The sequence below is a fragment of the Pseudomonas sp. LRP2-20 genome (genome assembly GCF_024349685.1).
Classification (GTDB): Bacteria; Pseudomonadota; Gammaproteobacteria; order Pseudomonadales; family Pseudomonadaceae; genus Aquipseudomonas.
Genome location: NZ_AP025944.1, coordinates 807,493 through 832,392, shown reverse-complemented (window position 1 = coordinate 832,392; position 24,900 = coordinate 807,493). Strand labels below are relative to the sequence as shown.

Genomic DNA, 24,900 nt, shown 5'->3' with positions numbered 1-24,900 from the left:
TCCGTCACAAGGGAATAATGCGCCCCATCGGCTACATAGCTCAGTTGGTTAGAGCATAGCATTCATAATGCTGGGGTCCGGGGTTCAAGTCCCTGTGTAGCCACCAAACCTGAAAAGGGCTTACCGCAAGGTAAGCCCTTTTCTTTTGCCTGTAGAAAAGCGCTGCCTTTTCAACGCACCCCGGCGACCGCCACGGCCAGGCCCAGGCCGATCAGCGCAAGACCGATCACGCGATCGACCAGCCGTTGCCTTGCGATCATCAGTGCCCGCAACCGCGCGCTGGAAAAGAACAACGCCACCAGGCTGAACCAGGCCCAGTGAGCGAACGACATGAATGCCCCGTAGGCGAAGTCCACTGCCAGCGAGCTGCCCGGCCGCACCACCTGGGTGTAGGCGCTGATGACAAAGAGCATGGTCTTGGGGTTGAGCGCATTGGTCACGAAGCCGGTGCGCAAGGCAGCCAGCACACCGGCATGCGCCACTTCCCCTTCCAGGCTGATCCGACGGGTATTGGTCAATGACTGGTAACCCAGGTAGATCAGGTAGCCCGCACCGAGCACTTTCATGGCAAGGAACAGTGCCGGGCTCTGGCTGATGACTACCGCGATCCCCAACACCGTGTACAGCACATGCACCTGCACGCCCAGGGCAATCCCCACCGCAGCGGCCAGCCCGGCCTTGCGGCCCATTGCGTAGCTGCTGCGGGTGACCAGGGCGAAATCGGCACCGGGGCTGATGACGGCCAGGAGGGTGAACAGGGCGACGGCGATGAGTTCGGTCACGGATAACGGCCTCGATAGACGATGAAAAATCACAGATGCGCTTATTATCGAGAGCGGGCTGAAGCGATAAAAACGATTTAATCTGAAGCAGATCTGATAGTTTTCCTGACATATAACCAAAGCCTGCGCCGGCCTATTCGCGGGTAAACCAGGGACCCCATGAAACTGCCAGCCCTCTCCGCCTTCCGCTACTTCGACATCGCGGCCGAAACCGGCAGCTTCGTGCGCGCCGCCGAGCGCCTGCATGTCACCCACGGCGCCGTCAGCCGCCAGGTGCGCCTGCTCGAGGAAAGCCTGGGCGTCGAACTGTTCGAACGGCGCAACCGGGCAATTTTCCTCACCCCCGCCGGCCGAGCCCTGCACGGCACCACCCAGGCGATCTTCGAACAGCTCGAAGGCGCCGTGCAGCGCCTGCAACAGCAGGAACGCGACAACGTACTGGTGCTGTCCTGCGAGCCGACCATCGCCATGCGCTGGCTGATCCCGCGCCTGCCGCGCTTCCACGCCGCGCACCCAGACCTGCAATTGCACCTGGTGGCTGCCGGCGGCCCGGTGGACTTCGCCCGCAGCGGGGCCGACCTGGCACTGCGCCGCGACGACTTCCATTGGCCGCCGACGCTGCACAGCATGAAGATCTGTGATGAATGGATAGGCCCGGTCAGCCGCGCCAGCAGCGCCGACCTGGACGGCCAACGCCTGCTGCACAGCAGCACCCGCCCCAGCGCATGGCCCACCTGGCTGCGCCTGAGCGGGCGACAGGCCACGCACAGCGAACGCAGCGACTTCGAACACTTCTACCTGTCGCTACAGGCCGCCAGCGCCGGGCTGGGCCTGGCCATCGCCTCGGCATTGATGGTGCGCGACGAACTCGACAGCGGCCAGCTGCAGGCCCCGTTCGGCTTCCTGCGCGATGGCTCGGCCTATCACCTGCTCAGCCCGCAGCCATTGCGCGACGGCGGCAAGCGCCAGCGCTTTGCCGAATGGGTGACGAGCGAAAGCCAGGCCTGCCTCACTCACCTGAGCTTGCTGCAGAACGACGAATCCGCGCTGCCATCACCACCCCAGGTGCGGTAACCCGCAGTGTCGATGTGAATGCGCCCGCTCGGATAGCGCCCCAGCCCCATGTTCCAGGCCTGGCCATGCTGCTGCCAGAAGCGGCACAGCGGGTTGGGGTCGGCCCAGGCTGGCAACAGGATATCGACCGCGAAGGCGCGGGTATGGGCACTGCCCACGGCACCGCCTGCACAGCGGTTGAGATCAGGATCGCGATAGGCGGATACCACTTCGAACTGGCGCAGGATGCCTTGCTCATCGAAGGCCTTGATCAGCGATAACGTCGAGCGCACTGCCGGCCAGTTGCCGGCGGGCGGCACCGCGAACGGCGATGCATGGCACAGCTTCCAGTCCGAAGCCGAACGCAGCAGTTGATGGATCGGCACCACACCATACAGACGAGCATCCACCAGCATCTGGCGAAACGGCCGGGTCTGATGGTCACCGGCCCACTGCGCAAACATCCACAGGTCACGCTCATCGGCCGGCACCATGGTGCTCCACAGCACACCCGCAGCCAGCAGCAGCCTGCTTGCTCTTTTCATCGCCATGCTCCCTGCCCCAGTATGAGCGCGGCCGCCAACCCGGGCGGTCACTGACAAGGAGTTAAGCATGCACAAGACTGCCGCAACGAGTCTCGCCGCCCTCGCCTTCAGCGGCCTGGCCATGGCGGATGCCCACATCGACCTGGGCGACGCCCAGCGCGTCACCCGCCTGTTCGCCTTCCCCAACAACTGCCACGTGATCTGCTACCGCGACTGGACGCTGGAACAGACCGTGGAGCACTACCTGACCCAGAGCGTACGCCGCGACGGCTACGCCAACGCCCGGGTAAACGTCAGCCGTGACCATGACCGGCTGCGCGCCACCATCAGCGACGTACCCGCTCACTATGCCGAGCCCCTGCGCAAGCTGCTCGACAGTGGCGAGCTGGCCTACAACGGTGCCACCCAGCTGAACAAGGACGGCAAATGGTCCTACGACTGGTACCTGTTCCTGCCGCTGGGCATGGCCCTGCAGAACCGCCGCAGCATCGAGCTGCTGCACTTCCCGCCGGACTATTCGCTGACCCAGGCCCAGGATTACCTGCGTTCCAACACTACCGATCGCTGGGCTGAACTGCTGACCTTCAACGGCGTCGACGCCAGCCAGACCCCGGCCTACCAGACCATCATCGACATCGCCCCGATCGCCGCCCCGGCCAGCGCGGGTGAGGCCCTGACTGGCACCTACGGATATTTCAAGGATTACCAGCTGCGCATGGTGCGCGAAATGACCCTGCAAAGCGCCGCCAAACCCCTGCCGATGGTCGCCTTCGGTGCCCCGGTGCGCAGCTGGATCCAGCAACAGTACGGGCCGCAGGTGGACGTGCTGGGCCTGGTCAGCATCAGCCCGCAGGCGGGTGCGCAGGTGCCGGTGCTGGGCGCCAACCATCCGAGTGCGATCTGGTATGCGGCGAACAAGGACAGCCATGGCGGCGATCAGGATGCAGCCGATGCGGCGGGGTTGAAGATGATGGGTCAGGACCTGACGGCGGCTTGCTGGCAGGCGGGGATGGGGCGTAACCCGCAGGCCGAACCGAAGATGACCCTGCAAGCCTGCTCAAGCAAATGGCAAGTGACGCAGAAGAAGCAGACCTGTGAGCTGTTCTTCCGCACGGTGCGCAAGTACACGCCTGAACAGGCGGCGGCGAAGTGCAACACCGGGGAAATGACCCGCAGCCTGCGAGACCTGAAGAAGCCGGTCGAGGTCGTGCCGCGGGAGCTATGATCGACTTGCTGGCCTCTTCGCGGGCAAGCCCGCTCCCACAGGATCTCTACACATTTCAAATGTTGAGCAGAACCTGTGGGAGCGGGTTTACCCGCGAAGAGGCCAGTACAGGCTTACTCAGTCCTCAAGCAGCGTGCAGGCCATCACCAGCGCGTCTTCACGCCCACCAGCAACCGGGTAGTAATCACGACGGCGGCCGATCTCGTTGAAGCCATAACGCTCGTACAAGCGATAAGCCGACTGATTGCTCGCCCGCACTTCGAGGAAGCACTCGCGGCCATTGAGCTGGTAAGCCCGCGCCATGAGATGCTCAAGCAAGCGCAGCCCAAGGCCGCGCCCCTGGTTCTCCGGCTTGATGGTAATGTTGAGCAGGTGCGCTTCATCGATGATCACGTTGATCACGCCGTGCCCCACCTGCTGCTCGCCATCGAACATCAGCCACACTTCGTATGACTTGAGCGCATCCTGAAAAATACCGCGGGTCCAGGGATGGCTGAACGCGGCATATTCGATCTTAAGCACGGCATCCAGATCCGCCTCGGTCATCGGGCGGAAACTGATCGAGTCACTCATTCAACGCTCTTCCAGCGCGCCATCAGCTGGCGCATCGCTTGCCAGACGTCCGCCTTGCGCTGCGGCTCGTCCATCAACAGTTCAAGGCCCGGCAAGGCCCAGGCATCGCCCAGGCCGTCGACCTTCAGTACTTGGTAATAAGCTTCGGCGTCTGCGCTGGCGGCATAGCGCATGGCCGGCAGGCCGATCAGCCACAGCACGCTGCAGGGGGTTTGCTCAAGGCGCGCCTGGATGAAGCCCTGGACAAAATCACGCGCGGCATCCGGGCCCTGGTCCATGTTGCCGCGCACCAGCAGCGGCCAGCGCACCGGCTCGCCGATGATCTGCGGCGCATCGGGCAGGCCGGCGGCGCGCAGCATGTCCTTGAGCAGCAGATAGGACGGATCGCGGCTCTGGAATGGCTGACCGGTAGCCAGCTCGACCAGCAACAGGCAACTGCCGGCGCGCAGCAGTTGCAACGAGAAACGCGGTGGCGGCACCGGGGCCGGGCGCGGTGCGGGGGCCTCTTGCTCGGCTTCGGCTGGCTTGGCGGCGACCTTCGGCGTGCTGCCGGGGCGCGGAATCTCGATTTTCGGGCGCTCGCCGGAGCGGGCCTGGGGCGCGGCCGGGGCGTCATTGGCAGCAGGTGCGGCTGGCCGGACCTCGAAGTCGACATCCTCCACCGGTGCCTGTGGCAACAGCAACTCGGGGCGCGACGGTGCGGCGAACGGCAGTTCGGCGCGCGGCAGCCAATGCACCACCTGCATGGCGGAGAGGTAGGCGCGGCGGCGGGGTTCGGTCAGCACGGGTCGGGGTCCGGGGGCGGAAATAGGTGGGCATTCTAACGTGTACGCCTGGGTTTTTGCAGGGTCTGTCCGACCGAGCGCCGCCCGCGCGGCGCATCGCGAGCTGCGCTCGCTCCTACGTTTGTTTCGGGCCAATCATTCCTGTGGGAATTGCGCGCGTACGCCTTGGCGCATGACTCGATATTGTGTCGTATCAACAAGGCGGTCGCGCGCGCCTGTCACAGGCGTTTGCGGCCCAAAAAAACGTAGGAGCGAGCAAAGCTCGCGATGCGCCGCGCGGGCGGCGCTCGATCTCAAATCCAGCACAAACCTGAAGCCAAACTTCCCTCATTACAGACCAAGGGGTGAAATCCTCCCCTCCGGATGAAGTACAATCGCCCCCTTTTTACTTGGCAACGAGTAGACGCCAATGATCGAACCCAAGCGCGTCCTGCGCGCCCTAGCCGAACACTGGGCCCTGATCGAGCCGCTGTGCGAGCGTTTCGACCAGGGCACCATGAGCCTGGTCGAACTGCGCCAGCAACTGGGCCGCCAGCAGGTAGAAAGCACGCCGCAGGACATCACCCAGCTGCTCGACGTGTGGATCCGCCTGGATATCCTGGTACCGGTGGCCAAGAGCCCGAACCGTTTCGAGCTCAACGCCCAGATCCACGACTTCCTCGCCTACCTGCGCCGCGAGCACCGGCTGGGCCTGTGCCTGGAGATCGAGGCCTACCTGCGCCACCTGGAGCGCCTGGCCGGGCACATCCAGGATGCCTTCGACAACCGCGACAGCGACGACCTGGCGCGCCAGCTGCGCCTGCTCGACATGCGCGTGCGCGACGTGCTGAAGAAGCTCGACAACGACGAACAGGCGCTGGTCGCCGTGGCCGAACGGGCCAAGACCAGCAACCGCCAGATCCCGCTGCGCCAGCGCTACGCTGAAGTGCTGGCGACCTGGGACGAATACGTCGAGCCGATGATCCAGCTGGTGAACGCCGACGGCGCCTTCGAGCAAGGCGTGCGCAAGGTCGAGACCGTGCTGCTGAAACTGCTCGGCGAACAGGCGCGCCTCGGCCACCTGGTCGACGATGACATGCTGCTGCGCACCCACGCGCGCATTCTGGAAATGCAGACCAGCGCCCAGCTGACCCTGCGCCACGCCCGCGAACTGCTGCTGCCGCTGCGTGAAGAAGCGCGCCGGCACAACGCCGTGACCCGCGGCGCCGCACTGGCGCTGTCGGTCATTCGCCGCAAGGGTATCGACGCCGTGCCGCAAGCCGCCATGCCGCTGTTCACCCGCCCTCAAAGCACCTTCCTCGGCAGCGCCAGCCAGGTCGAGGCCTACGTCTATGCCCTGGCCCGCTTCGAGCCGAAACCGGCCAAGTTCCCCAAGGCGCACAAGACCCAGAAAGGCCCGCTGCCGCGCGCGCCACGCACGGTCAAAGAGATGCTCGAGCGCTGCGAAGACGCCCTGCCGCTGCCAGACCTGATGGTCTGGCTGCTGGACCAGGAGCCCGAAGGCGCCACCGACGAACTGCTGTACTGGTTCTCGCGCCTGTCGCGGGAGAAGCGCTTCAAGCGCGAACGCCTGGAACGGCGCGAGTACACCACCCACGAACACCTGGTCAGCCTGCGCTCGTTCGCCCTGACGTCCAGCCGCGAAGCGCAACCTGAAACCAACGCGAGCCCAGCCAATGCATCTTGATCTTTCCGAACTGTCCCAGCTCGCGCCGATCTTCCGCGAGCTGTTCAAGGGCTTCCACGTCAGCCGCCGCGACCCTGAAATGTACGCCCAGCTGTCGAACTTCCAGGACCAGTACCGCACCCTGTTCAAGGCCCTGGGCTTCGAACTGGTATGCGACACCCGCGGGTTCTACTACTTCGTCCCCGAGCAGGCCGCCGCACAGGTCAACAAGACCGCCCAGCGCCTGTCGCTGTTCACCTTCATCATCGTCGAGCACCTGGCCGACCAGGGCCGCGACCCGATGGCCGTGCTCGACGGCGGCAGCATCGGCCGCGACGAGCTGCCATCGCTGCTGGACAAGTACCGTGACCTGTTCCTGCAGGCCGAAGTGCAGACCGTCGACGAGCTGGAAGAAAAGATCATGCGCCGCATGACCCAGCTCGGTTTCGCCCACGAAGAAGGCGGCATCTACCGCTTCCTGCCGCCGATGCACCGTTTCCTCGACGTGTGCCTGTCGGTGCAGCAGGACCGCGACCTGGCCGCCAGCCTGCACAGCGACCTGCCGCTGCCGACCCCGGTACTGGTGGAAGAAGAAAGCCCGGAACAACTCAACCGCACCGACGACCCGCTCGACCTCAGCCCGTTCGACGGCGAGGAAAGCGAAGAGGATGCCCTGGCCCGGGCCATCCGCGAAGAGCAACAGGAGATTGACGCATGAGCCAGGAACGCTACGGCATCCGCCGCTTCGCACTGCTCAACACCGCCGGCTACAGCCTCGGCCTGTTCCCGCTGGAACACCCGCTGTCGGTGTACGGTGCCAACAACCTGGGTAAATCGGCGTCGATCAACGCCCTGCAGTTCCCGATCCTGGCACGCATGTCCGACATGAGCTTCGGCAAGTACAGCCTGGAGCAGTCGCGCCGCTTCTACTTCGCCAGCGACACCTCGTACATCCTCTGCGAACTGAACCTGCCCCACGGCCCGCACGTGATCGGTGTGGTCGGCCGCGGCCCGGGCGGCGGTTTCGGCCACCAGTTCTTCGCCTACAAGGGCGAGCTGGACCTGGCCCACTACCAGAAGAACGACACCTGCCTGCGCCAGAAAGAGCTGTTCACCAACCTTGAGCGCCTGGGCCTGAAGGCCTATGAGCTCAAGCCCGATGAGCTGCGCCGGTTGCTGGTCGGCGGCCACACTTCGTGCCCGCTGGACCTGACCCTGATCCCGCTGCGCTCGACCAGCGAGCAAAGCCTGAAAACCTTCCGCGCCCTGTTCATCAACCTGCTGCACATGCGCGAGATCACCGCGGCCAAGCTCAAGCAGCTGTTCCTCGACGCCTTCGAGCACAGCCTGCGCTCGGGCAGCGTCGACTACATCGCCGCCTGCGAAGAAGCCTTCCGCGACGTACGCCGCATGGAGCAGGACTACAACGCCCTGGTTGCGGCAGGCCCCTTGGTCGAGGCCCTGGCCGGCGGCGTGGCCCAGCGCGACATCCTGCGCGGCAAGCTGCACCGCCTTTCGCCACTGCTCGACAACCTGCTGGGCACCTGGCAGGAATACGCCATGGCGCGCAAGGAAGAACTGGTGATCCAGGCCGAGCACTTCCGTGGCGAGCAGGACCGCCTGCAGAACGATCAGCGCGGCGGCACCCAGGAGCTGATGCGCCTGGAGCGTGAAATCACCGGCATCCAGCGCTGGCTCGGCGAACTGTCGGTGCTCAAGCACCGCTTCGCCCTGGTCGATGACGTCAAGGTCCTGGAACAGGGCCTGCTGGCCGCCAAGGACGCCCACGACGAACTGGCCGGGGCCCTGGCGCAGTCGCGCCAGTTCTCCGCCGAAGACCTCGACGAGCGCGTGCGCGACCTGGAAAAACGCCTGAAGCAGGTCAAGCAGCAGCTCGACCACGCCGACAACAACAGCTACGCACGCCTGCGCGAAGAGTTCTCGCAGCAGGATGTCGATCGCCTGATGCGCCTGTTCAACGGCGCGCTGTTCAGCCTGCCGCTGGGCGACCGCGGCATCGAGCTGGACGACAGCGACCTGTGGGTGAAATCCCTGGAAGCGGTGCTCGACGGCTTCAAGGGCGAGCGCTTCGAGGCGCCTGGCCTGTCCATCGACATCTCCAACATCGACCCGCCGGCCCTGCAGGCCCTGGCCGACCGCGCGGCCCTGCGCGACCAGAAGGAACGCCTGGAAAAGGAGCTCAAGCAGCTCAAGACCCAGCAGCAGGTCGCCGCCGACCGCACCGCCTCCAAGGCGCAGACAGAAGCCCTGTACCAGGAAGTGCTGGACGCCCAGAAGGCCCTGGAAGACTACCGCCGCAGCGAAACCCTGAGCGCGGAAGAGCCCGAGAAGCTGGAGCAACTGGCGCAGCTCGAAGCCGCCCAGGACGAGCTCAAGCGCTCCAGTGACGCCTTCACCGAACGCGTCCAGCAACTGTCGGCCAAGCTGCAACTGGTCGGTCGCCAGATCGGCGACCTCGAGTCCAAGCAGCGCACCCTGGAAGACGCCCTGCGCCGCCGCCAGCTGCTGCCGGCCGACCTGCCCTACGGCACGCCATACATGGAAGCGGTCGACGATTCCATGGACAACCTGCTGCCGATGCTCAACGACTACCAGGACAGCTGGCAGGCCCTGCAACGCGTCGACAACCAGATCGAGGCGCTGTACGCCCAGGTGCGCCTCAAGGGCGTGGCCAAGTTCGACAGCGAAGACGACATGGAGCGCCGCCTGCAGCTGCTGGTGAACGCCTACGCACACCGCACCGACGAAGCCCTGACCCTGGCCAAGGCCCGCCGCGCCGCGGTCACCGACATCGCCCGGACCTTGCGCAACATCCGCAGCGACTACGACAGCCTCGAGCACCAACTGGCCCTGTTCAACCGCGAGATCAACAAGCGCCAGGTGTCCAACCTGGAGAGCTTCCGCGTGGTGCTGGCGCCGAACAAGGAAGCGCTCAAGCACATCGACCAGATCATCCACAGCGCCGGCCAGTACGAAGAAGGCGAGACCCTGTCGGTGTTCGACCTGACCCAGAGCGCCGAGCAGGACAACAAGAACGAAGAGGCCAAGGAGTACCTGGCGCGGCTGGTGGCTGCAAACCACAACCAGCTGGGCCTGAAGGACCTGTTCGAGCTGGCGTTCGAGATCACCAAGGTCAACGGCCAGCCGATCATCCACGCCGACATCGACGGCGCGGCTTCCAACGGCACCACCATGACCATCAAGGCGCTGACCAACATGTACCTGTTGCTGCACCTGATGGACCGTGACCTGGCCGGGCGCATTCGCCTGCCGTACTACCTCGACGAGGCGGCGGACATCGACGAACGCAACCAGGCAGCACTGCTGGAGACCAGCCTGCAGTTGGGCTTCGTGCCGATCCTGGCGAGCGTGAAGCCGCAGGTATCGGCGCGCGTGGCGATCGACCTGGAAGGTGGTAGCGGGCCGAATGGCATCTACATCGACGAGGCGGACTGGAAGTACATCAGCCGGCTGGATGAGGTGAAGGCAGTTGTGCGCGAGGATCAGGCCGAGGAGTTGGCCTGAGGTGATTGGGGCCGCTTTGCGGCCCATCGCCGGCAAGCGCGGCTCCCACAGGTATTGCGCAGGCCTCTTGTCTGCACTGTACCTGTGGGAGCCGCGCTTGCCGGCGAAAGGAGGCCAAAGGCCTCCCGGCAATCTACCAGGCTATCAGTGAGCCCAAGGCAGGATCGGGATCGCCGTCACCGCATTCTGCGGGCTGCCTTCGATCATGCGGTCGCTGTACACCAGGTACACCAGGGTATTGCGCTTCTTGTCGAGGAAGCGCACCACCTGCATGGTCTTGAACACCAGCGAGGTGCGCTCCTTGAACACCTCCTCGCCATCCTTGAGCTCACCCTTGAAGTTGATCGGCCCGACCTGACGGCAGGCAATCGACGCCTCCGCGCGATCTTCCGCCAAGCCCAAGCCCCCCTTCACGCCGCCAGTCTTGGCCCGCGACAGGTAGCAGGTCACGCCCTCGACCTTGGGGTCGTCAAAGGCCTCGACCACGATGCGGTCGTTCGGCCCGAGGAACTTGAACACGGTGGAGACCTGGCCGATCTCTTCGGCCCCGGCCAGCATCGGCAGGGCAAACACAGCCAGGGCGAGCGCCCGCTTGAGCAGCCTCATACCAGCACCAGGTTGTCGCGGTGCACCAGTTCCGGCTCGGCGATGTAGCCCAGCAACGCCTCGATCTGATCGGACGGCTGGCCGATGATCTTCTGCGCTTCCAGCGCGCTGTAGTTGGCCAGCCCACGCGCCACCTCGACACCATCCGGGCCGACGCAGACCACCATCTCGCCACGGCGGAAGCTGCCCTGCACGGTCTTCACGCCGACCGGTAGCAGGCTCTTGTTCGCCTCACGCAGCGCCTGCACGGCGCCAGCGTCGAGCACCAGCGTGCCGCGAGTCTGCAGGTGGCCAGCCAGCCACTGCTTGCGTGCCGCCAGCATGCCGCGCTCGGGCGACAGCAGCGTGCCCAGGCGCTCACCGGCCTTCAGGCGGTCCAGCACGCGCTCGATGCGGCCCCCGATGATGATCGTATGGGCACCGGAACGGGCTGCCAGGCGCGCGGCACGCAGCTTGGTCTGCATGCCGCCACGACCCAGGGCACCGCCGGTGCCACCGGCTACGGCGTCCAGCGACGGGTCGTCGGCGCGGGCTTCGTAGATCAGCTGGGCTTCGGGGTTGTTGCGCGGGTCGGCATCGAACATGCCGTCGCGGTCGGTGAGGATCACCAGCAAGTCGGCTTCCACCAGGTTGGCCACCAGCGCGGCCAGGGTGTCGTTGTCGCCGAAGCGGATCTCGTCGGTGACCACGGTGTCGTTCTCGTTGATCACCGGCACCACGCCCAGGTCGACCAGGGTACGCAGGGTGCTGCGGGCGTTCAGGTAACGCTTGCGATCAGACAGGTCATCGTGGGTCAGGAGGATCTGCGCGGTGTGCTTGCCGTGCTCGCCGAAGCTCGTTTCCCAGGCCTGCACCAGGCGCATCTGGCCGATCGAGGCAGCTGCCTGCAGCTCGTTCATCGCACTCGGTCGCGAAGTCCAGCCCAGCTGGCTCATGCCGGCAGCCACGGCCCCGGAGGAGACCAGTACCAACTCCACGCCAGCTTCACGCAGCGCGACCATCTGCTCGACCCATACGGCCATGGCGCCGCGGTCAAGGCCCTTGCCATCGGCGGTCAGCAGGGCACTGCCAATCTTCACGACCCAGCGCTTGGCGCCCGTCACCTTGCTTCGCATCTTCTTCCAACCTATGTCGAATCTGTAGATACCGTGGATACAAAAACGCCGCTCCCGAGAGCGGCGTTTAGTGTACTGCAACCGATCAGTCGCGCACGTAAATGATTTCCGGGCCGTCTTCGTCGTCCTCGAAATCATCGTCCCAGGCATCGTCGTCGCCGATGTCGTGCACGCTCTTGACGCCAGTGCGACGCAGGGTGCGAGCATCGTCCAGAGCCTGCAGCTGTGCGCGGGCTTCGTCTTCGATGCGCTGGTCCAGCTCGGCCAGTTCCTCGGCGTAGGCCGGGTCGTTGGCCAGGCGGTCGGCGCGGTCTTCGATGTAGCGCATCAGATCGTGGCTGAGCTGCTCGGTGCCCTGCTTGGAGATGGCCGAGATCACGTAGACCGGGCCTTCCCACTGCAGGCGCTCGACCACTTCCTTGACCCGCTCTTCGCGCTCGTCTTCCATCAGCATGTCCGACTTGTTCAGCACCAGCCAGCGCTCACGGTCGGTCAGCGACGGGCTGAAGCGGGTCAGCTCGTTGATGATGACTTCCGCGGCATCGGCCGGGCTGCTGCCGTCCAGCGGCGCCAGGTCGACCAGGTGCAGCAGCACGCGGGTGCGTGCCAGGTGCTTGAGGAAGCGGATACCCAGGCCGGCACCGTCGGAGGCACCTTCGATCAGGCCGGGGATGTCGGCGATGACGAAGCTCTTCCAGCGGTCGACACTGACCACGCCCAGGTTTGGCACCAGGGTGGTGAACGGGTAGTCGGCAACTTTTGGCTTGGCGGCCGAAACCGAACGGATGAAGGTGCTCTTGCCCGCGTTCGGCAGGCCGAGCAGACCGACATCGGCCAACACCTTCAGCTCCATCTTCAGGTCGCGCTGTTCACCCGGTTTACCCGGCGTGGTCTGGCGCGGCGCACGGTTGGTGCTGGACTTGAAGCGGGTGTTGCCCAGGCCGTGCCAGCCGCCCTGGGCGACCATCAGCTTCTGGCCTGGGGTCACCAGGTCACCGATCACTTCCTGGGTCGAGGCGTCGATCACGGTGGTGCCGACCGGCACGCGCAGGAACAGGTCATCGCCCTTCTTGCCGGTGCAGTCGGTGCTGCCGCCGTTGGAGCCGCGCTGTGCTTCGTGGTGACGGGTGTAGCGATAGTCGACCAGGGTGTTGAGGTTTTCGTCGGCGACCATGTACACCGAGCCACCGTCACCACCGTCGCCACCGTTAGGGCCGCCGTTCTCGATGAACTTCTCGCGGCGGAAGCTCATGCAACCGTTACCGCCGTCACCGGCCTTGACCCGAATGGATACTTCGTCAACAAACTTCATTGAAAACCGCCTCTCGCCTGTGGGCGAGTCGAATACTGAAAAACCTGAGGCTCTTGCAAAAATGAGCGCGGCGGCCCCGTACGACCGTAGAAACCCACGCCGGCAGCCCAAACAAACAGCTTTGCAAGAGGCTCACCACAAACGAAAAAGCCCCGTCGCATGACGGGGCTTCTGGAGCGACGTCGCGATTAAGCGGCGACGATGCTCACGTAACGGCGCATGAACTCGCCTTTCTTCTCGAACTTGATCACGCCTTCGATCTTGGCGAACAAGGTGTGATCCTTGCCCATGCCAACGCCGTAGCCAGCGTGGAATTCGGTGCCGCGCTGACGGACGATGATGTTGCCTGGCTTGATAACCTGGCCGCCATACATCTTCACGCCAAGGCGTTTCGATTCTGAGTCGCGACCGTTACGAGTACTACCACCAGCCTTCTTGTGAGCCATGGTTCAATCTCCAAATAAATTCAGGGGAACCGGGCGATTAAGCCTGGATACCGGTGATTTTGATCTCGGTGAACCACTGGCGGTGGCCCATACGCTTCATGTGGTGCTTACGACGACGGAACTTGATGATGCGAACCTTGTCGTGACGGCCTTGCGAAACGACTTCGGCAACCACTTTAGCGCCGGCGACGACTGGTGCGCCGATGGTGACTTCTTCACCGTTGGCAACCAGCAGAACGCGATCGAAGGTCACGGATTCGCCAGTGGCGACTTCCAGTTTTTCGATCTTGAGGAATTCACCTTCAGCGACTTTGTACTGCTTGCCGCCGGTAACGATTACTGCGTAAGACATGGTATTTCTCCGATAATCCTGCTCACCCAGCGCTTTATATGATGAGTATTGGCTGGCATGGCTGCATGGGGCTGGAACGGCCCTGTGCAATTGCGTAAGGCAGGTGCTGCCCAGGAAGTTAGGGTGCGCGATTGTACGCAACCGCGGTTTTGCTTGCAAGTCCCGCCCCCGGCCAGCGGGCAGCGCGCCTTGACACACCGGGACCCGCGACCTAGCATGCCGCGCAACCTCACTGGAGCAGCCGATGCAACCCCAAACCTTCTACCGCGCGGTAGCTGAAGATTTCAGCGCCGTCGACGAGATCATCAAGAAGCAGCTGACCTCGCGCGTGCCGCTGGTATCGAAGATCGGCGACTATATCACCTCCGCCGGTGGCAAGCGCCTGCGCCCGCTGCTGGTCCTGCTGTGCGGCAAGGCCCTGGGCCGCGAGGGCGCCGACCTGCGCCTGCTGGCCGCGACCATCGAGTTCCTGCACACCGCCACCCTGCTGCACGACGACGTGGTCGACATGTCCGGCATGCGCCGTGGCCGCTCCACCGCCAATGCCCTGTGGGGCAACGCGCCGAGCGTACTGGTGGGTGACTTCCTCTATTCGCGCTCGTTCGAGATGATGGTCGAACTGGGCTCGATGCCGGTCATGCAGATCCTGTCCAAGGCCACCCGGGTGATCGCCGAGGGTGAAGTGCTGCAGCTGTCGCGGGTGCGCGATGCCAGCACCACCGAAGAGGTCTACATGGACGTCATCCGCGGCAAGACCGCGATGCTGTTCGAAGCCTCGACCCACAGCGCCGCGGCGCTGGCCGAAGCCAGCGAAGAACAGCGCGAAGCCCTGCGTACCTTCGGTGACCACCTGGGCGTGGCCTTCCAGCTGGTCGACGACCTGCTCGACTACGAAGGCGATGCCGAAGCCCTGGGCAAGAACGTCGGCGACGACCTGGCCGAAGGCAAACCTACCCTGCCGCTGATCTACACCATGCGCGAAGGCACGCCGGAACAGGCTGCACTGGTGCGCAAGGCGATCCAGAAGGGTGGCCTGGAAGATCTGGAGCAGATTCGCGAGGCCGTCGAGGCTTCGGGTGCATTGAAGTACACCGCCGAGCTGGCCCGTGACTACGTCAAGCGCGCCATCGCCTGCCTGGAAGTGCTGCCCGCCAGCGAGTGCCGGGATGCACTGGTCGAGCTGAGCGAGTTCGCGGTCGCGCGTACTCACTGACAGACCGAGTCGCCTTCTTCGCGGGCCAGCCCGCTCCCAGAGGAGCGTGCTGGCCCGCCTTGCATTTGTCCGGACAAAAACACTTCCCCCGTAAGACCTTTTACAATATGGGCCTTTAACCGTCTGTCTGTTTAAGGAATCGAAGTGAGCACTCTGCCACCCTGCCCCAAATGCAACTCCGAATACACCTACGAGGATGGCACTCAGCTGATCTGCCCCGAGTGCGCCCACGAGTGGTCGGCCAGCGGCGAAGCCGAAGCGGCCAGCGATGACGTGGTGAAGAAGGATTCGGTGGGCAACGTCCTGCAGGACGGCGACACCGTTACCGTGATCAAGGACCTCAAGGTCAAGGGCTCGTCCCTGGTGGTCAAGGTCGGCACCAAGGTCAAGAACATCCGCCTGTGCGACGGCGACCACGATATCGACTGCAAGATCGACGGCATTGGCGCCATGAAGCTGAAGTCGGAATTCGTGCGCAAGGTCTGATTACAAAATCCGCCAATTGGCGCTTGCTATTCTGATAATAAGAATTATTCTCATTGGAACCGCTATCCAAGGAGAATAGCCATGACTTATCTGATCGACGCCTGGCTGGACCGCCCCCACCCTTACCTGCGCATCCTTCATCGGGAAACCGGTGAAGTGTGCGCCGTGCTCGAAGAAGAAGCACTGGACGAACTGCGCGACCAGGGAGACCTGGATCTGTGCGGGCTGAATTCGAGTGAGCCGGTGGTGCTCAAGGAGTTGGTGCGCAACCTGTTTCTGTTCTGCTATGCACGGGCCTTGCGCCCAGGGGCAACAGACTGGAATTGAGGCTGGCAGGGCCGGCCTCTTCGCGGGTGAACCCGCTCCCACAGGGACCGCACAGGTTTTGAATTCTGTGCAGTACCTGTGGGAGCGGGTTTACCCGCGAATGGGCCGCAAAGCGGCCCCAGCGGTATTACAGAACGTCGAGCAGCTCGACGTCGAACACCAGTACGCTGTGCGGCGGGATGCTACCAACGCCTTGGGCGCCGTAGGCCAGCTCGCTCGGCACGTACAGGCGCCATTTGCTGCCGGCGTTCATCAGCTGCAGGGCTTCGGTCCAGCCAGCGATCACGCCACCAACCGGGAATTCAGCCGGCTGGCCACGGTCGTAGGAGCTGTCGAACACGGTGCCGTCGATCAGGGTGCCGTGGTAGTGGGTGCGCACATTGCTTTCGCGGGTCGGCTTGGCGCCTTCACCTGCGGTCAGCACTTCGAACTGCAGGCCCGAAGCCAGGGTGGTGATGCCGTCACGCTTGGCGTTCTCGGCCAGGAATTCCTTGCCAGCGGCAGCGGCGGCTTCAGCCTTGGCTGCAGCTTCGGCCTGCATCACGTCACGGATGACCTTGAAGCTGGCCGACAGGTCGGCTTCGCTGACGCGGCTGTCGGCGCCGTTGAAGGCGTCGGTCAGGCCGGCCAGGATGGCTTCCAGGCTCACGCCTGGTGGCGGGTTGTCGCGCAGCTGGCCGCCCAGCTGACGGCCGATGCCGTAGCTGACGCGGGTTTCGTCGGTGGACAGGTTGAGTTCGGACATTGTCGTGCTCCACTGCAGGGCGCAGTGCAGCCGCGCCCTTGATGAAAAGGGCGAGCAGCCTAGCACACTGGGGCGCCGCGAGCAGCTACCAGGCCGAACGCTGGGAAATCGGCACCTTCAGGTCTTCTTCCGGGTGTGTGCCCATGCCGCACATTTCGTCCTGCACCGACCAGTGCACGAGGTTCATCGACACCATCGGGATGGTATGCAGCAACTTGCGCGCCTCCTCCACCGAGTGCACGCGCAAGCGCTCACCACGGGTATCGGACAAGGGGTGGGGATGGCCTTTGACCCGGGCCTCGATCAGGTAGTCGCCGCCTTCGATGGCGATCAGGTTCAGTTCGTCGACATGGCCGGCCCTGGCCTCGGAGTTGAGCTGATGCAGGTTCATGAGAGCACCTCGCTTTGGGAACCACGCATGAGTGCTCATTTTTTGTACGGATCGAGTGATTGCACAAGGCATTACTGCCACCACTCGTCAGTTGCCCGGTGATTGCCGCTTCGCGGGCAAGCCCGCTCCCACCGGGACGGCACATGGCTTGGGACCCGGCGCAGTAACTGTGGGAGCGGGTTTACCCGCGAAAAGGCCCTGGCATAACTCAGTGCTTGGTCAGCTTGTCCAGGTAGCCCATGCAGAAGGCCGAAACCACGAAGGTCATGTGGATGATCACGTACCACATCAGGTAGTCGGTGGAGATGTTCTGCGCATCCATGAACACCCGCAGCAGGTGGATGGACGAAATCGCCACGATCGACGCGGCGACCTTCATCTTCAGCGACGAAGAGTCCATCTTGCCCAGCCAGTTGAGCTTTTCTTTGCTCTCGTCGATGTCCAGTTGCGACACGAAGTTCTCGTAGCCGGAAATCATCACCATCACCAGCAGGCCGCCCACCAGCGACATGTCGATCAGCGACAGGATGACCAGGATCAGGTCGGCTTCGCTGAGGGCGAAGACGTTGGGCAGGACGTGGACAACTTCCTGGAAGAACTTCAGCGCCAGGGCCAGCAGGCCGAGGGACAGACCGAAATAGATGGGAGCGAGCAGCCAGCGCGAGGCATACATCGCGTTTTCGAGAAAACGTTCCATGAGGGGTTGGGACTCGTCAGGTGACTGGAAAATCGGCCGCGAGTATAGCCAGCCACCTGTGACAGCAAAAGCCTGCGGCCAGATGCCGCACCGCTGGGTATGTGTGCTCAGGTTTCAGGGTGGAACTGATAATCCCCCAGGTTCCGGCAGCGTTCGCCGTTGATCCGTCGCAGTTGAGCCTGCAGATGCAGGCACCAGATCTGTGGATCGTGGGCTACCTGATACCCGTGCAAGGTCAGGCTGTCGACGATCGCATTGAGCACGGATTCGGCCACCATCGGCCCATGGAACGGCCCCTGGGCCTTGATCGCCGAGGGTTGTTCACCGGCCATGCCGGCGGCGAACAGCAAGGTCCACATACCATTGTCGCCGGCCAGTGGACGGATGCTGCATTCAATGCGAGTCACCAGGCCCAGGCACTGGCGAGTAAGGCTGAGGTTGCGCATGGCCGCGTCCCCCTCCAATGAGCCCTGTTCAGCCTGCAAGCCAGGCTGTCTCCATCCTGAACCCTGATACCGTCCTTAAGTTCCAGCATAGAAGAACAGCACAGAAAGATGGAAAACCGGCGCTGAACGGTAGCACATGGCCGCCAGCGCCGTTTTATTGACTCAGGCCGGTTTCGCCTGGGCAATCACCTCTTCCACCCGTTCCTTTTCCGCTTTCTCGATTTCTTCCTCGCTGATCATCTCGGCAATCTCGCGCAAACGCTCGACCACGCGGGCATTGACGCTGCCTTCGGTAAACACGCCTTCGTCGTTGAGCTCCCCGGCATCCTGGCCCACCAGCAGGCTCAGCGCCTCGTCAGCCTGGCTCACGGCGTAGACGTGGAACATGCCGTTCTCCACCGCCTGCAGCACGCGCTCGTCGAGCATCAGCGTGGCGACGTTGGCGCGCGGGATGATCACCCCCTGCTCGCCGGTCAGGCCACGTGCCTCGCAGAGGCGGAAGAAGCCTTCGATCTTCTCGTTGACCCCACCCACCGCCTGCACTTCACCGAACTGGTTGATCGAGCCGGTGATGGCGAAGCACTGCTTGAGCGGCGTGCGCGACAAGGCCGAGATCAGCGTGCACGCTTCGCCCAGCGAAGCGCTGTCGCCATCGACATAGCCGTAGGACTGCTCCAGCGCGATGCTCGCCGAAATCGCCAGGGGGAATTCCTGGGCATAGCGGCTGCCCAGGTACCCGGTGAGGATCATCACCCCCTTGGAGTGGATCGGCTGGCCGAGGTTGACCTCACGCTCGATGTCGACAATGCCGCTGCCGCCCGGGTAGACGGTGGCGGAAATGCGCGCCGGCATGCCGAATGCCGAGTCGCCGACCTCCAGCACGGTCAGGCCGTTGCACTTGCCGATGGCCGCGCCCTCGGTATCGATCAGGATGATGCCGGCGAGCATGTCGTCGAGCACCCGCTGCGAGACCCGCCCGGTGCGGGTGGCCTTGGCCTTGAGCGCACGTTCGATGTGCCCGGCATCGGTCATCTCGTCATTGGCCAACTGGCGGATGAAATCCGCCTCGCTGACCAGCTGGAACAGGTCGCCGATGCGTGCCGACAGGCGCGACTGGTTTTCCGCCAGGCGTGCGCTGTAGGTGGCCAGGCGCGCCACCGCATCGCTGGTCAGCGGGGCCATGCCTTCCTCGTTGGTGCGGGTGCGCAGCAGCTGGGCGAACTGCTCGAGGTTCTCGTCGACCATCGGCATGTCTTCGTCGAAGTCGACCAGCACGCGGAACATCTCCTGGAAGTCCGGGTCGTGGTCCTGCAGCGCGTAGTACAGCTGGCGCGAACCGATGATCACCAGCTTGATGTTCAGCGGGATCATCTGCGGCGTCAGGCTGACCGTGGCGACACGACCCAGCTCGCCCAGTGGCGATTCCATCTTCAGCTTGCGCGACTGCAGGGCACGCTTGAGGGCGTCCCAGACGAACGGTTCACCCAGCATCTTCTCGGCTTCGAGAATCAGGAAGCCGCCGTTGGCGCGGTGCAAGGCGCCCGGGCGCAACTGCCGGTAAGAAGTGTACAGCGCACCCTGGTCGGTGCTGTATTCAATGCGCCCGAACAGGTTGTCGTAGGTCGGGTGCGGCTCGAACACCACCGGCGCGCCACCGTCCGCGTGGTGGCCGACCACCAGGCTCGGCGCGTACTGCTCTTCGAGCAGCTTGCGGGCAGCAGCGTCGGTCTTGCTGTCGTCGACCAATTGCTCGACCACGGTACGCAGCAGGTTCAGCTGCACGGACTGCAGGTAGGCACAAACGGCCGCGTTCTCGGCGTACTTCTCCGACAGCGGCGCCAGCAACGGCTGCAGGGCCAGGGTGATGGTCTCTTCATTGAGCTGGCGCAGCTGGTTGTTCGATTCGCGCTTCCATTGCGGCAGGCTGGCCAGTTCCTCATTGAGGCGCTCCTCGAGCAGGGCGATGTCCTCGTGGAACTGCTCGCGGACCTCTTCGGGCAGCTGGGCGAATTCGGCTTCATCCAGCGCCTTGCCATCGGCCATCGGGGTGAAGGCGACGTTGCTGGCATCGCGGTACAAGGCCACGTCCTTTTCCAGCGAGGCGCGCTCGATCACATCCAGCGCACGGTCATAACGCTGGTTGAAGGCACGGTCGATGGCGCCCTTCTTCTGCTGGTACGACGGGTGCTCGAACACCGCAGGGAAGGTCGCCAGCAGGTTGTCGATCAACCCGCTCATGTCGCTGATGAACTCGGCCGCGCTGCCGGATGGCAGCTCCAGAGCGCGTGGCTCACGGGTGTCGTCGAAATGGTTGACGTAGAGCCAGTCGGCCGGGGTCTGCTGGCGCTTGCCCTCGGCCTTGAGGTAGCGCTTGACGAACGAGAAGCGGCCGGTGCCAGGCTCGCCCATCACATACACGTTGTAACCGGGGCGCGGCATGGCCACGCCGAACTGCAGGGCCTCGACAGCACGCTCCTGGCCCAGGACTCCGCGAAACGGCTCCAGATCGTCGGTATTGGTAAAGGCAAACTGCTCGGGGGAGAAACGCCGGGTCAGGGCTTCAGGCGCGAGACGCAGGCGCGCAGCGACAGGATCGGGCATTGGGTTTCCTTACTTCGGCGGGGCAGATACGCAGCATTCTGGCGCTGCCCGCGCGCGCCTTGCAAGGCTCCACGGGACTTTATGTCGCAGCTGCGACGCTGTAATGGGCAAGCAAATTTTTCGCAATCAACAACGCAACCTTTAGATCATGCCTAAACTCCAAGCTGCGCGGGTGGGTGAAAAGCTTTCCCGACCTGGCAACGGCGTTGCCAGACAACCCTGACCCTTGGTTAAGACAAAATAGAGAACAATGCTATGAAACGGATTCTTCTGGGTACTCTGTTCACCGTGGTCTCGCTCAACGCGCTTGCCGAAGCGCCGGGCGGCCCGAACTGCGGCTGGGGCAACATGCTGTTCGAAGGCCAGCGTGGCACGCCGGCCCACTTCCTGGCCTCCACCACCAACGGCACCTCCGGCAACGCCACCTTCGGCATGACCTCCGGTACCAACGGCTGCTCCACCAAGGCTTCGCTGACCTATGGCGGCAAATCCTGGTTCGCCATGAATGGCATGATGAACGAGCTGTCCGAAGACATGGCCATGGGCCAGGGCGAAGCCCTGACCACCTATGCCGTGGTCCTGGGCGTCGCACCGGAAGATCGCGGCTACTTCGCCTCGGTCACCCACCAGCACTTCAACCAGATCTTCAGCAGCGCCGACGTGACTGCCGAAACTGTCCACAGCAACACGCTGGCCGTTCTGAAGAACGACCCACGCCTGGCCAAATACGCCACCGAGGCCTGAGTGCAGCTGCTCCCGCCCCGGCCTCCGGGGCGGGTTTCGCCTTTTTCGGCATCGTCAAGAAGTAGTTGCCCGATATGCTCAAACGCTTCGCTGCCCTGGCGCTGTTTGCCTGCGCCCCCGCTCATGCCATGCCCGTGCTGGACCAAGGCCGTATCCAGCAACTGGCCAACACCCCTTACTGGATTGCCCTGGGCCACTATGAAACCGCCAAGCTCGGCGGCTGGCGCAGCTATGTGGACGATGACGCCTTCTTCCTCGCCGAGGACGGCGCACACCACCCTGACCAGGAGCTCAAGGCCACGGTCGCAGCGCTGTACGCCCCCGCCAGCCTGGGTGACAAGCACGCCCAGTGCGTATTCCCCGCGCGCACCCGCTGGCTGCGTGAACAGCTCGACCTGCAAGGCCTGCCGCAACCGGACTGCCAGGAGTTCAAGACCTGGTACCAGTCGATCGACCCGCACAGCGCGGCGCTGATCTTCCCGGCAGCCTACCTGAACAGCCCATCGTCGATGTTCGGCCATACCCTGCTGCGCATCGACCAGTCCAACACCCGTAGCGACGACACCACACTGCTGAGCTACGCGATCAACTTCGGCGCCTATATCGAAGGCAGCGACAACAGCATCCTGTATGCCTGGAAGGGCCTGATGGGCGGCTATCCGGGCCTGTTCGCGCTGATGCCCTACCAGGAAAAGCTCTCCGAATATCGCAGCCTGGAGAACCGCGACCTGTGGGAGTACCAGCTGGACCTGACACCGGAAGAAACCGGGCGCATGGTCGAGCACGTCTGGGAACTGAAGCAGATCCAGTTCGATTACTTCTTCTTCGACGAAAATTGCTCCTACCGCCTGCTGGAGTTGCTGCAGGTGGCCCGGCCAAGCCTGGACCTGACCTCGCAGTTCCCGCTCACGGCCATTCCCACCGACACGGTGAAGGCGGTGAAGCAGTCGGGCCTGGTCGCCAGCGAAACCTACCGCCCGTCACGCGAACGCGAGCTGCTGGCCCGCGCCGAGCCGCTGGACCATGACGAGAAGCGCCAGGTGCTGGCCGTCAGTGCCGATACCGCGCAATTGCAAAGCCCCGAATTCAAGGCCCTGCCCCGCGAGCGCCAGGCGCTGGTGCAGGATGCCGCCTACCGCCTGGAGCGCTACCGGGCCAATGGCCAGGAGCGCGACCCTGGGCAGGCCAAGCGCAGCTTCGAGCTGTTGCGGGCGATCAACAGCAACCCGCCGCCGCCCTTGCAGATCGAACGCCCCGGCCTGCCCGAGGACGGCCATGACTCGCGGACCTGGCAACTGGGCGTCGGCACCCGAGAGGACCGCGCCTACGCCGAGTACGGCCTGCGCATGGCCTACCACGACCTCAACGACAATGCCTATGGCTTCCCGCTGGGGGCGCAGATCGAGATTTTGCAGCTCAAGGTACGCCAGTACGAAGGCAACGACTGGCAGGTGCAACGCCTGGACCTGGCCACCATCCGCTCGCTGACACCGCGCAACGAGCTGCTCAAGCCGTGGTCCTGGCAGGTGGCAGGTGGCCTGGAGCGGGTACCGGGCAAACATGACGACGAGGTGCTGGTAAGCCATGTGAATGGCGGAGCCGGTGGCACCTGGCAACTGGCCGATGGCTTGCTGGGCTTCGCCCTGGGCACGGTGCGGGTCGAGCACCACAACGACTTCGCCCAGTTCATCGCCCCCGCGACAGGGTTCAATGGCGGGCTGCTGTGGCGCAACGGGTTGGGCAACATGACGCTGGAGGCCAAGGGCGATTACTTCACCAATGGCGAGGTGCGGCGCAGTGTGAGCCTGAACCAGCAGTGGGAGATCAGCCAGAACCTGGGGGTGAGGTTGAGTGCCTCGCGGGAATTCAGCCACCTGGCGACGGCGCAGAACGAAGTGATGCTGGAAGTGAAGTGGTATCACTATTGAGGCCGCTTTGCGGCCTTTCGCGGGCAAGTCGGCATCAACCACAGCACTGTGAACCAACCGACTCTTTGACACTGTTTTGACAGCTCCCCGACAAATCGCCACCTAGACTTTCTGGTATCTCCCCAAGGGTCCAGGTGGTCATGTCGCGGTACTGGTTCGGCTTGTGCGTTGCGTTGTTGCTGGCGGGTTGCGAAACCACCCACGATCAGATGGTCAACCACGGTTATCCCCCCGCCTACGCCGACGGCTACCAGGATGGTTGCAGCAGCGGCCGCCAGGCGGCCGGACTGATGGTGGGCAACTTCCACAAGGACGTACCGCGTTACCTGCACGATCGCCAGTACGAGACCGGCTGGGACGATGGATTCCGCCAGTGCCACGCGATGCAGAACAGTGAGGAGCAGCGCCAGTACCACGAGCGGTTCTGGGACGAGCGTGATCGCGAGTGGCAACAGGAGAAGGACCAGGGCGCCGCCCGTGCCTATCGCCGCAACTGATTGTTCAAGTGCCCGCGTCGCAAATGGACATCCACTGAAACCACCGGCCTGTCATGCTGGTCTCCAGCACAAGGAGGCCATCCCATGAGCCGAGCATTCGTCAACGAAGACCAGGCTGCCGCCCAAGCCGATCAGCCGGTGGAGCGGCGCGTCAGCGACCAGCCCAATTACGTGACCGCCAGCGGCCTGCTCCAGCTGCAACAGCGCGTGAGCGAGCTGAATGCCTTGCGCAGCGAGTTGCAGGCCCAAGGCGAGCGCGGCGACAAGCAGCGCCTGGCTGATACCGAGCGGGACCTGCGCTATTTCAGCGCGCGGGTGCAGAGTGCCCAGGTGGTGCCGGCGGCGACATCGCGCAGCAAGGTGCAGATTGGTAGCCGGGTACGGTTCGTCGATGAGCAGGACCAGGAGCATGTGGTGCAGCTGGTGGGCGAGGACGAGGCGGATGCCGGGCGCGGCATGATCAACTGGGGCTCGCCGCTGGGGCGGGCCTTGCTTGGGGCCGGGCCTGGGGATGAAGTGCTGTGGCGGCGACCGGCAGGGGATCAGATGATCGAGGTGGTCGAGATTGACAGTGGGGCCTAGGGGCCGCTGCGCGGCCCATCGCCGGCAAGCGCGGCTCCCACAGGTGCATCACACTGCCCTTGAGCCCTGTGTGAGCTTGTGAAAGCTGCCCTTGAACCCTGTGTGAGCTTGTGAAAGCTGCCCTTGAGCCCTGTGTGAGCTTGTGAAAGCTGCCCTTGAGCCCTTGTGTGAGCTTGTGAAAGCTGCCCTTGAGCCCTGTGCGAGCTTGTGAAAGCTGCCCTTGAGCCCTGTGCGAGC

26 protein-coding genes and 1 tRNA gene are annotated in these 24,900 nt (G+C 63.9%); 13 read left to right on the top strand and 14 right to left on the bottom strand.

All coding sequences use genetic code 11. The features are described from left to right. The first annotated feature begins 29 nt into the window (after nucleotides 1-29). Nucleotides 30-106 (top strand) — tRNA-Met (locus OCX61_RS03570). Between the two features lie 64 nt (nucleotides 107-170). Here OCX61_RS03570 and OCX61_RS03565 read toward each other — a convergent pair. Further along, on the bottom strand, nucleotides 171-782 hold the full coding sequence (locus tag OCX61_RS03565; protein ID WP_261942631.1) for a LysE family translocator: 612 nt from the start codon (nucleotides 780-782) through the stop codon (nucleotides 171-173). A gap of 159 nt (nucleotides 783-941) precedes the next feature. Here OCX61_RS03565 and OCX61_RS03560 point away from each other — a divergent pair, with 159 nt between their 5' ends. Continuing rightward, nucleotides 942-1,856 carry a LysR substrate-binding domain-containing protein gene (locus OCX61_RS03560; RefSeq protein ID WP_261942630.1) on the top strand — a complete coding sequence of 305 codons (915 nt, stop codon included), beginning with the start codon at nucleotides 942-944 and terminating at the stop codon, nucleotides 1,854-1,856. Here OCX61_RS03560 and OCX61_RS03555 read toward each other — a convergent pair. Next, nucleotides 1,796-2,380 carry a D-Ala-D-Ala carboxypeptidase family metallohydrolase gene (locus OCX61_RS03555; protein ID WP_261942629.1) on the bottom strand — a complete coding sequence of 195 codons (585 nt, stop codon included), beginning with the start codon at nucleotides 2,378-2,380 and terminating at the stop codon, nucleotides 1,796-1,798. The two genes, OCX61_RS03560 and OCX61_RS03555, sit on opposite strands and share 61 nt — an antisense overlap. 67 nt (nucleotides 2,381-2,447) lie before the next feature. On the opposite strand from OCX61_RS03555, the gene OCX61_RS03550 reads away from it, so the two are divergent. Beyond that, nucleotides 2,448-3,605, top strand: coding sequence for a hypothetical protein (locus tag OCX61_RS03550; RefSeq protein ID WP_261942628.1), 1,158 nt, complete (start codon nucleotides 2,448-2,450; stop codon nucleotides 3,603-3,605). 117 nt (nucleotides 3,606-3,722) lie between these two features. Here the strand turns inward: OCX61_RS03550 and rimI are convergent, their stop codons facing one another. Both rimI and OCX61_RS03540 read right to left on the bottom strand, forming a co-directional pair. Further along, on the bottom strand, nucleotides 3,723-4,178 hold the full coding sequence (rimI, locus tag OCX61_RS03545; protein ID WP_261942627.1) for a ribosomal protein S18-alanine N-acetyltransferase: 456 nt from the start codon (nucleotides 4,176-4,178) through the stop codon (nucleotides 3,723-3,725). Next, nucleotides 4,175-4,963, bottom strand: coding sequence for an energy transducer TonB (locus OCX61_RS03540; protein ID WP_261942626.1), 789 nt, complete (start codon nucleotides 4,961-4,963; stop codon nucleotides 4,175-4,177). Before OCX61_RS03540 ends, rimI begins: the two co-directional genes overlap by 4 nt. A gap of 409 nt (nucleotides 4,964-5,372) precedes the next feature. Here OCX61_RS03540 and mksB point away from each other — a divergent pair, with 409 nt between their 5' ends. Genes mksB through mksF form a run of 3 tightly spaced genes read left to right on the top strand, consistent with a single transcriptional unit; the run spans nucleotide 5,373 to nucleotide 10,175 of the window. Further along, nucleotides 5,373-6,650, top strand: a complete 1,278-nt coding sequence (mksB, locus tag OCX61_RS03535; RefSeq protein ID WP_261942625.1) for an Mks condensin complex protein MksB — start codon at nucleotides 5,373-5,375, stop codon at nucleotides 6,648-6,650. Continuing rightward, nucleotides 6,640-7,347 carry an Mks condensin complex protein MksE gene (mksE, locus tag OCX61_RS03530; protein ID WP_261942624.1) on the top strand — a complete coding sequence of 236 codons (708 nt, stop codon included), beginning with the start codon at nucleotides 6,640-6,642 and terminating at the stop codon, nucleotides 7,345-7,347. The genes mksB and mksE overlap by 11 nt, the downstream gene beginning before the upstream one ends. After that, complete coding sequence (gene mksF / locus OCX61_RS03525) at nucleotides 7,344-10,175, top strand: Mks condensin complex protein MksF (protein WP_261942623.1); 2,832 nt, start codon at nucleotides 7,344-7,346, stop codon at nucleotides 10,173-10,175. The genes mksE and mksF overlap by 4 nt, the downstream gene beginning before the upstream one ends. A 144-nt stretch (nucleotides 10,176-10,319) precedes the next feature. On the opposite strand, the gene OCX61_RS03520 is transcribed toward mksF, so the two are convergent. From OCX61_RS03520 to rplU, 5 genes are all read right to left on the bottom strand, one after another. Continuing rightward, the gene (locus OCX61_RS03520) at nucleotides 10,320-10,781 is read right to left on the bottom strand and encodes a CreA family protein (protein WP_261942622.1); all 462 of its coding nucleotides are present in this window, start codon (nucleotides 10,779-10,781) and stop codon (nucleotides 10,320-10,322) included. Then, nucleotides 10,778-11,896, bottom strand: a complete 1,119-nt coding sequence (proB, locus tag OCX61_RS03515; protein ID WP_054887601.1) for a glutamate 5-kinase — start codon at nucleotides 11,894-11,896, stop codon at nucleotides 10,778-10,780. Before proB ends, OCX61_RS03520 begins: the two co-directional genes overlap by 4 nt. An 85-nt stretch (nucleotides 11,897-11,981) precedes the next feature. Next, nucleotides 11,982-13,208: an Obg family GTPase CgtA gene (cgtA, locus tag OCX61_RS03510; protein ID WP_261942621.1), complete on the bottom strand. Its 1,227-nt coding sequence runs from the start codon at nucleotides 13,206-13,208 to the stop codon at nucleotides 11,982-11,984. A gap of 188 nt (nucleotides 13,209-13,396) precedes the next feature. After that, nucleotides 13,397-13,654 (bottom strand): 50S ribosomal protein L27, encoded by a 258-nt coding sequence (rpmA, locus tag OCX61_RS03505; RefSeq protein WP_003247464.1) that lies wholly within the window; start codon nucleotides 13,652-13,654, stop codon nucleotides 13,397-13,399. Between the two features lie 37 nt (nucleotides 13,655-13,691). Next, complete coding sequence (gene rplU / locus OCX61_RS03500) at nucleotides 13,692-14,006, bottom strand: 50S ribosomal protein L21 (RefSeq protein ID WP_003247466.1); 315 nt, start codon at nucleotides 14,004-14,006, stop codon at nucleotides 13,692-13,694. A 244-nt stretch (nucleotides 14,007-14,250) separates the two neighbouring features. Here rplU and OCX61_RS03495 point away from each other — a divergent pair, with 244 nt between their 5' ends. The 3 genes from OCX61_RS03495 (at nucleotide 14,251) to OCX61_RS03485 (ending at nucleotide 16,032) form a co-directional block, all read left to right on the top strand. Then, nucleotides 14,251-15,219, top strand: coding sequence for a polyprenyl synthetase family protein (locus tag OCX61_RS03495; RefSeq protein ID WP_261942620.1), 969 nt, complete (start codon nucleotides 14,251-14,253; stop codon nucleotides 15,217-15,219). A gap of 144 nt (nucleotides 15,220-15,363) precedes the next feature. Next, nucleotides 15,364-15,705: a zinc ribbon domain-containing protein YjdM gene (locus OCX61_RS03490; RefSeq protein ID WP_023382397.1), complete on the top strand. Its 342-nt coding sequence runs from the start codon at nucleotides 15,364-15,366 to the stop codon at nucleotides 15,703-15,705. 81 nt (nucleotides 15,706-15,786) lie between these two features. Continuing rightward, nucleotides 15,787-16,032: a PA4570 family protein gene (locus OCX61_RS03485; RefSeq protein ID WP_261942619.1), complete on the top strand. Its 246-nt coding sequence runs from the start codon at nucleotides 15,787-15,789 to the stop codon at nucleotides 16,030-16,032. A 127-nt stretch (nucleotides 16,033-16,159) separates the two neighbouring features. On the opposite strand, the gene OCX61_RS03480 is transcribed toward OCX61_RS03485, so the two are convergent. The 5 genes from OCX61_RS03480 to OCX61_RS03460 form a co-directional block, all read right to left on the bottom strand. After that, the gene (locus tag OCX61_RS03480; RefSeq protein WP_261942618.1) at nucleotides 16,160-16,777 is read right to left on the bottom strand and encodes an FKBP-type peptidyl-prolyl cis-trans isomerase; all 618 of its coding nucleotides are present in this window, start codon (nucleotides 16,775-16,777) and stop codon (nucleotides 16,160-16,162) included. 85 nt (nucleotides 16,778-16,862) lie between these two features. After that, a complete protein-coding gene (locus tag OCX61_RS03475; RefSeq protein WP_261942617.1) occupies nucleotides 16,863-17,168 on the bottom strand; it encodes a DUF6482 family protein in 306 nt (101 codons plus the stop codon). 208 nt (nucleotides 17,169-17,376) lie between these two features. Next, complete coding sequence (locus OCX61_RS03470) at nucleotides 17,377-17,865, bottom strand: TIGR00645 family protein (protein ID WP_151924393.1); 489 nt, start codon at nucleotides 17,863-17,865, stop codon at nucleotides 17,377-17,379. A gap of 107 nt (nucleotides 17,866-17,972) precedes the next feature. Further along, nucleotides 17,973-18,311, bottom strand: a complete 339-nt coding sequence (locus tag OCX61_RS03465) for a PA4575 family protein (protein WP_261942616.1) — start codon at nucleotides 18,309-18,311, stop codon at nucleotides 17,973-17,975. 162 nt (nucleotides 18,312-18,473) lie between these two features. Next, entirely contained in the window at nucleotides 18,474-20,912 is a 2,439-nt protein-coding gene (locus tag OCX61_RS03460; RefSeq protein WP_261942615.1) for a Lon protease family protein, read from the bottom strand. Nucleotides 20,913-21,167: 255 nt separating this feature from the next. Between OCX61_RS03460 and OCX61_RS03455 the strand changes: the two genes are divergently transcribed. From OCX61_RS03455 to OCX61_RS03440, 4 genes are all read left to right on the top strand, one after another. Continuing rightward, complete coding sequence (locus OCX61_RS03455) at nucleotides 21,168-21,656, top strand: DUF3015 domain-containing protein (RefSeq protein ID WP_054887210.1); 489 nt, start codon at nucleotides 21,168-21,170, stop codon at nucleotides 21,654-21,656. 74 nt (nucleotides 21,657-21,730) lie between these two features. Beyond that, entirely contained in the window at nucleotides 21,731-23,584 is a 1,854-nt protein-coding gene (locus tag OCX61_RS03450) for an Lnb N-terminal periplasmic domain-containing protein (RefSeq protein WP_261942614.1), read from the top strand. A gap of 140 nt (nucleotides 23,585-23,724) precedes the next feature. After that, nucleotides 23,725-24,081 (top strand): hypothetical protein, encoded by a 357-nt coding sequence (locus tag OCX61_RS03445; protein ID WP_261942613.1) that lies wholly within the window; start codon nucleotides 23,725-23,727, stop codon nucleotides 24,079-24,081. A gap of 84 nt (nucleotides 24,082-24,165) precedes the next feature. After that, a complete protein-coding gene (locus OCX61_RS03440; RefSeq protein WP_261942612.1) occupies nucleotides 24,166-24,663 on the top strand; it encodes a GreA/GreB family elongation factor in 498 nt (165 codons plus the stop codon). Nucleotides 24,664-24,900: the final 237 nt, after the last annotated feature.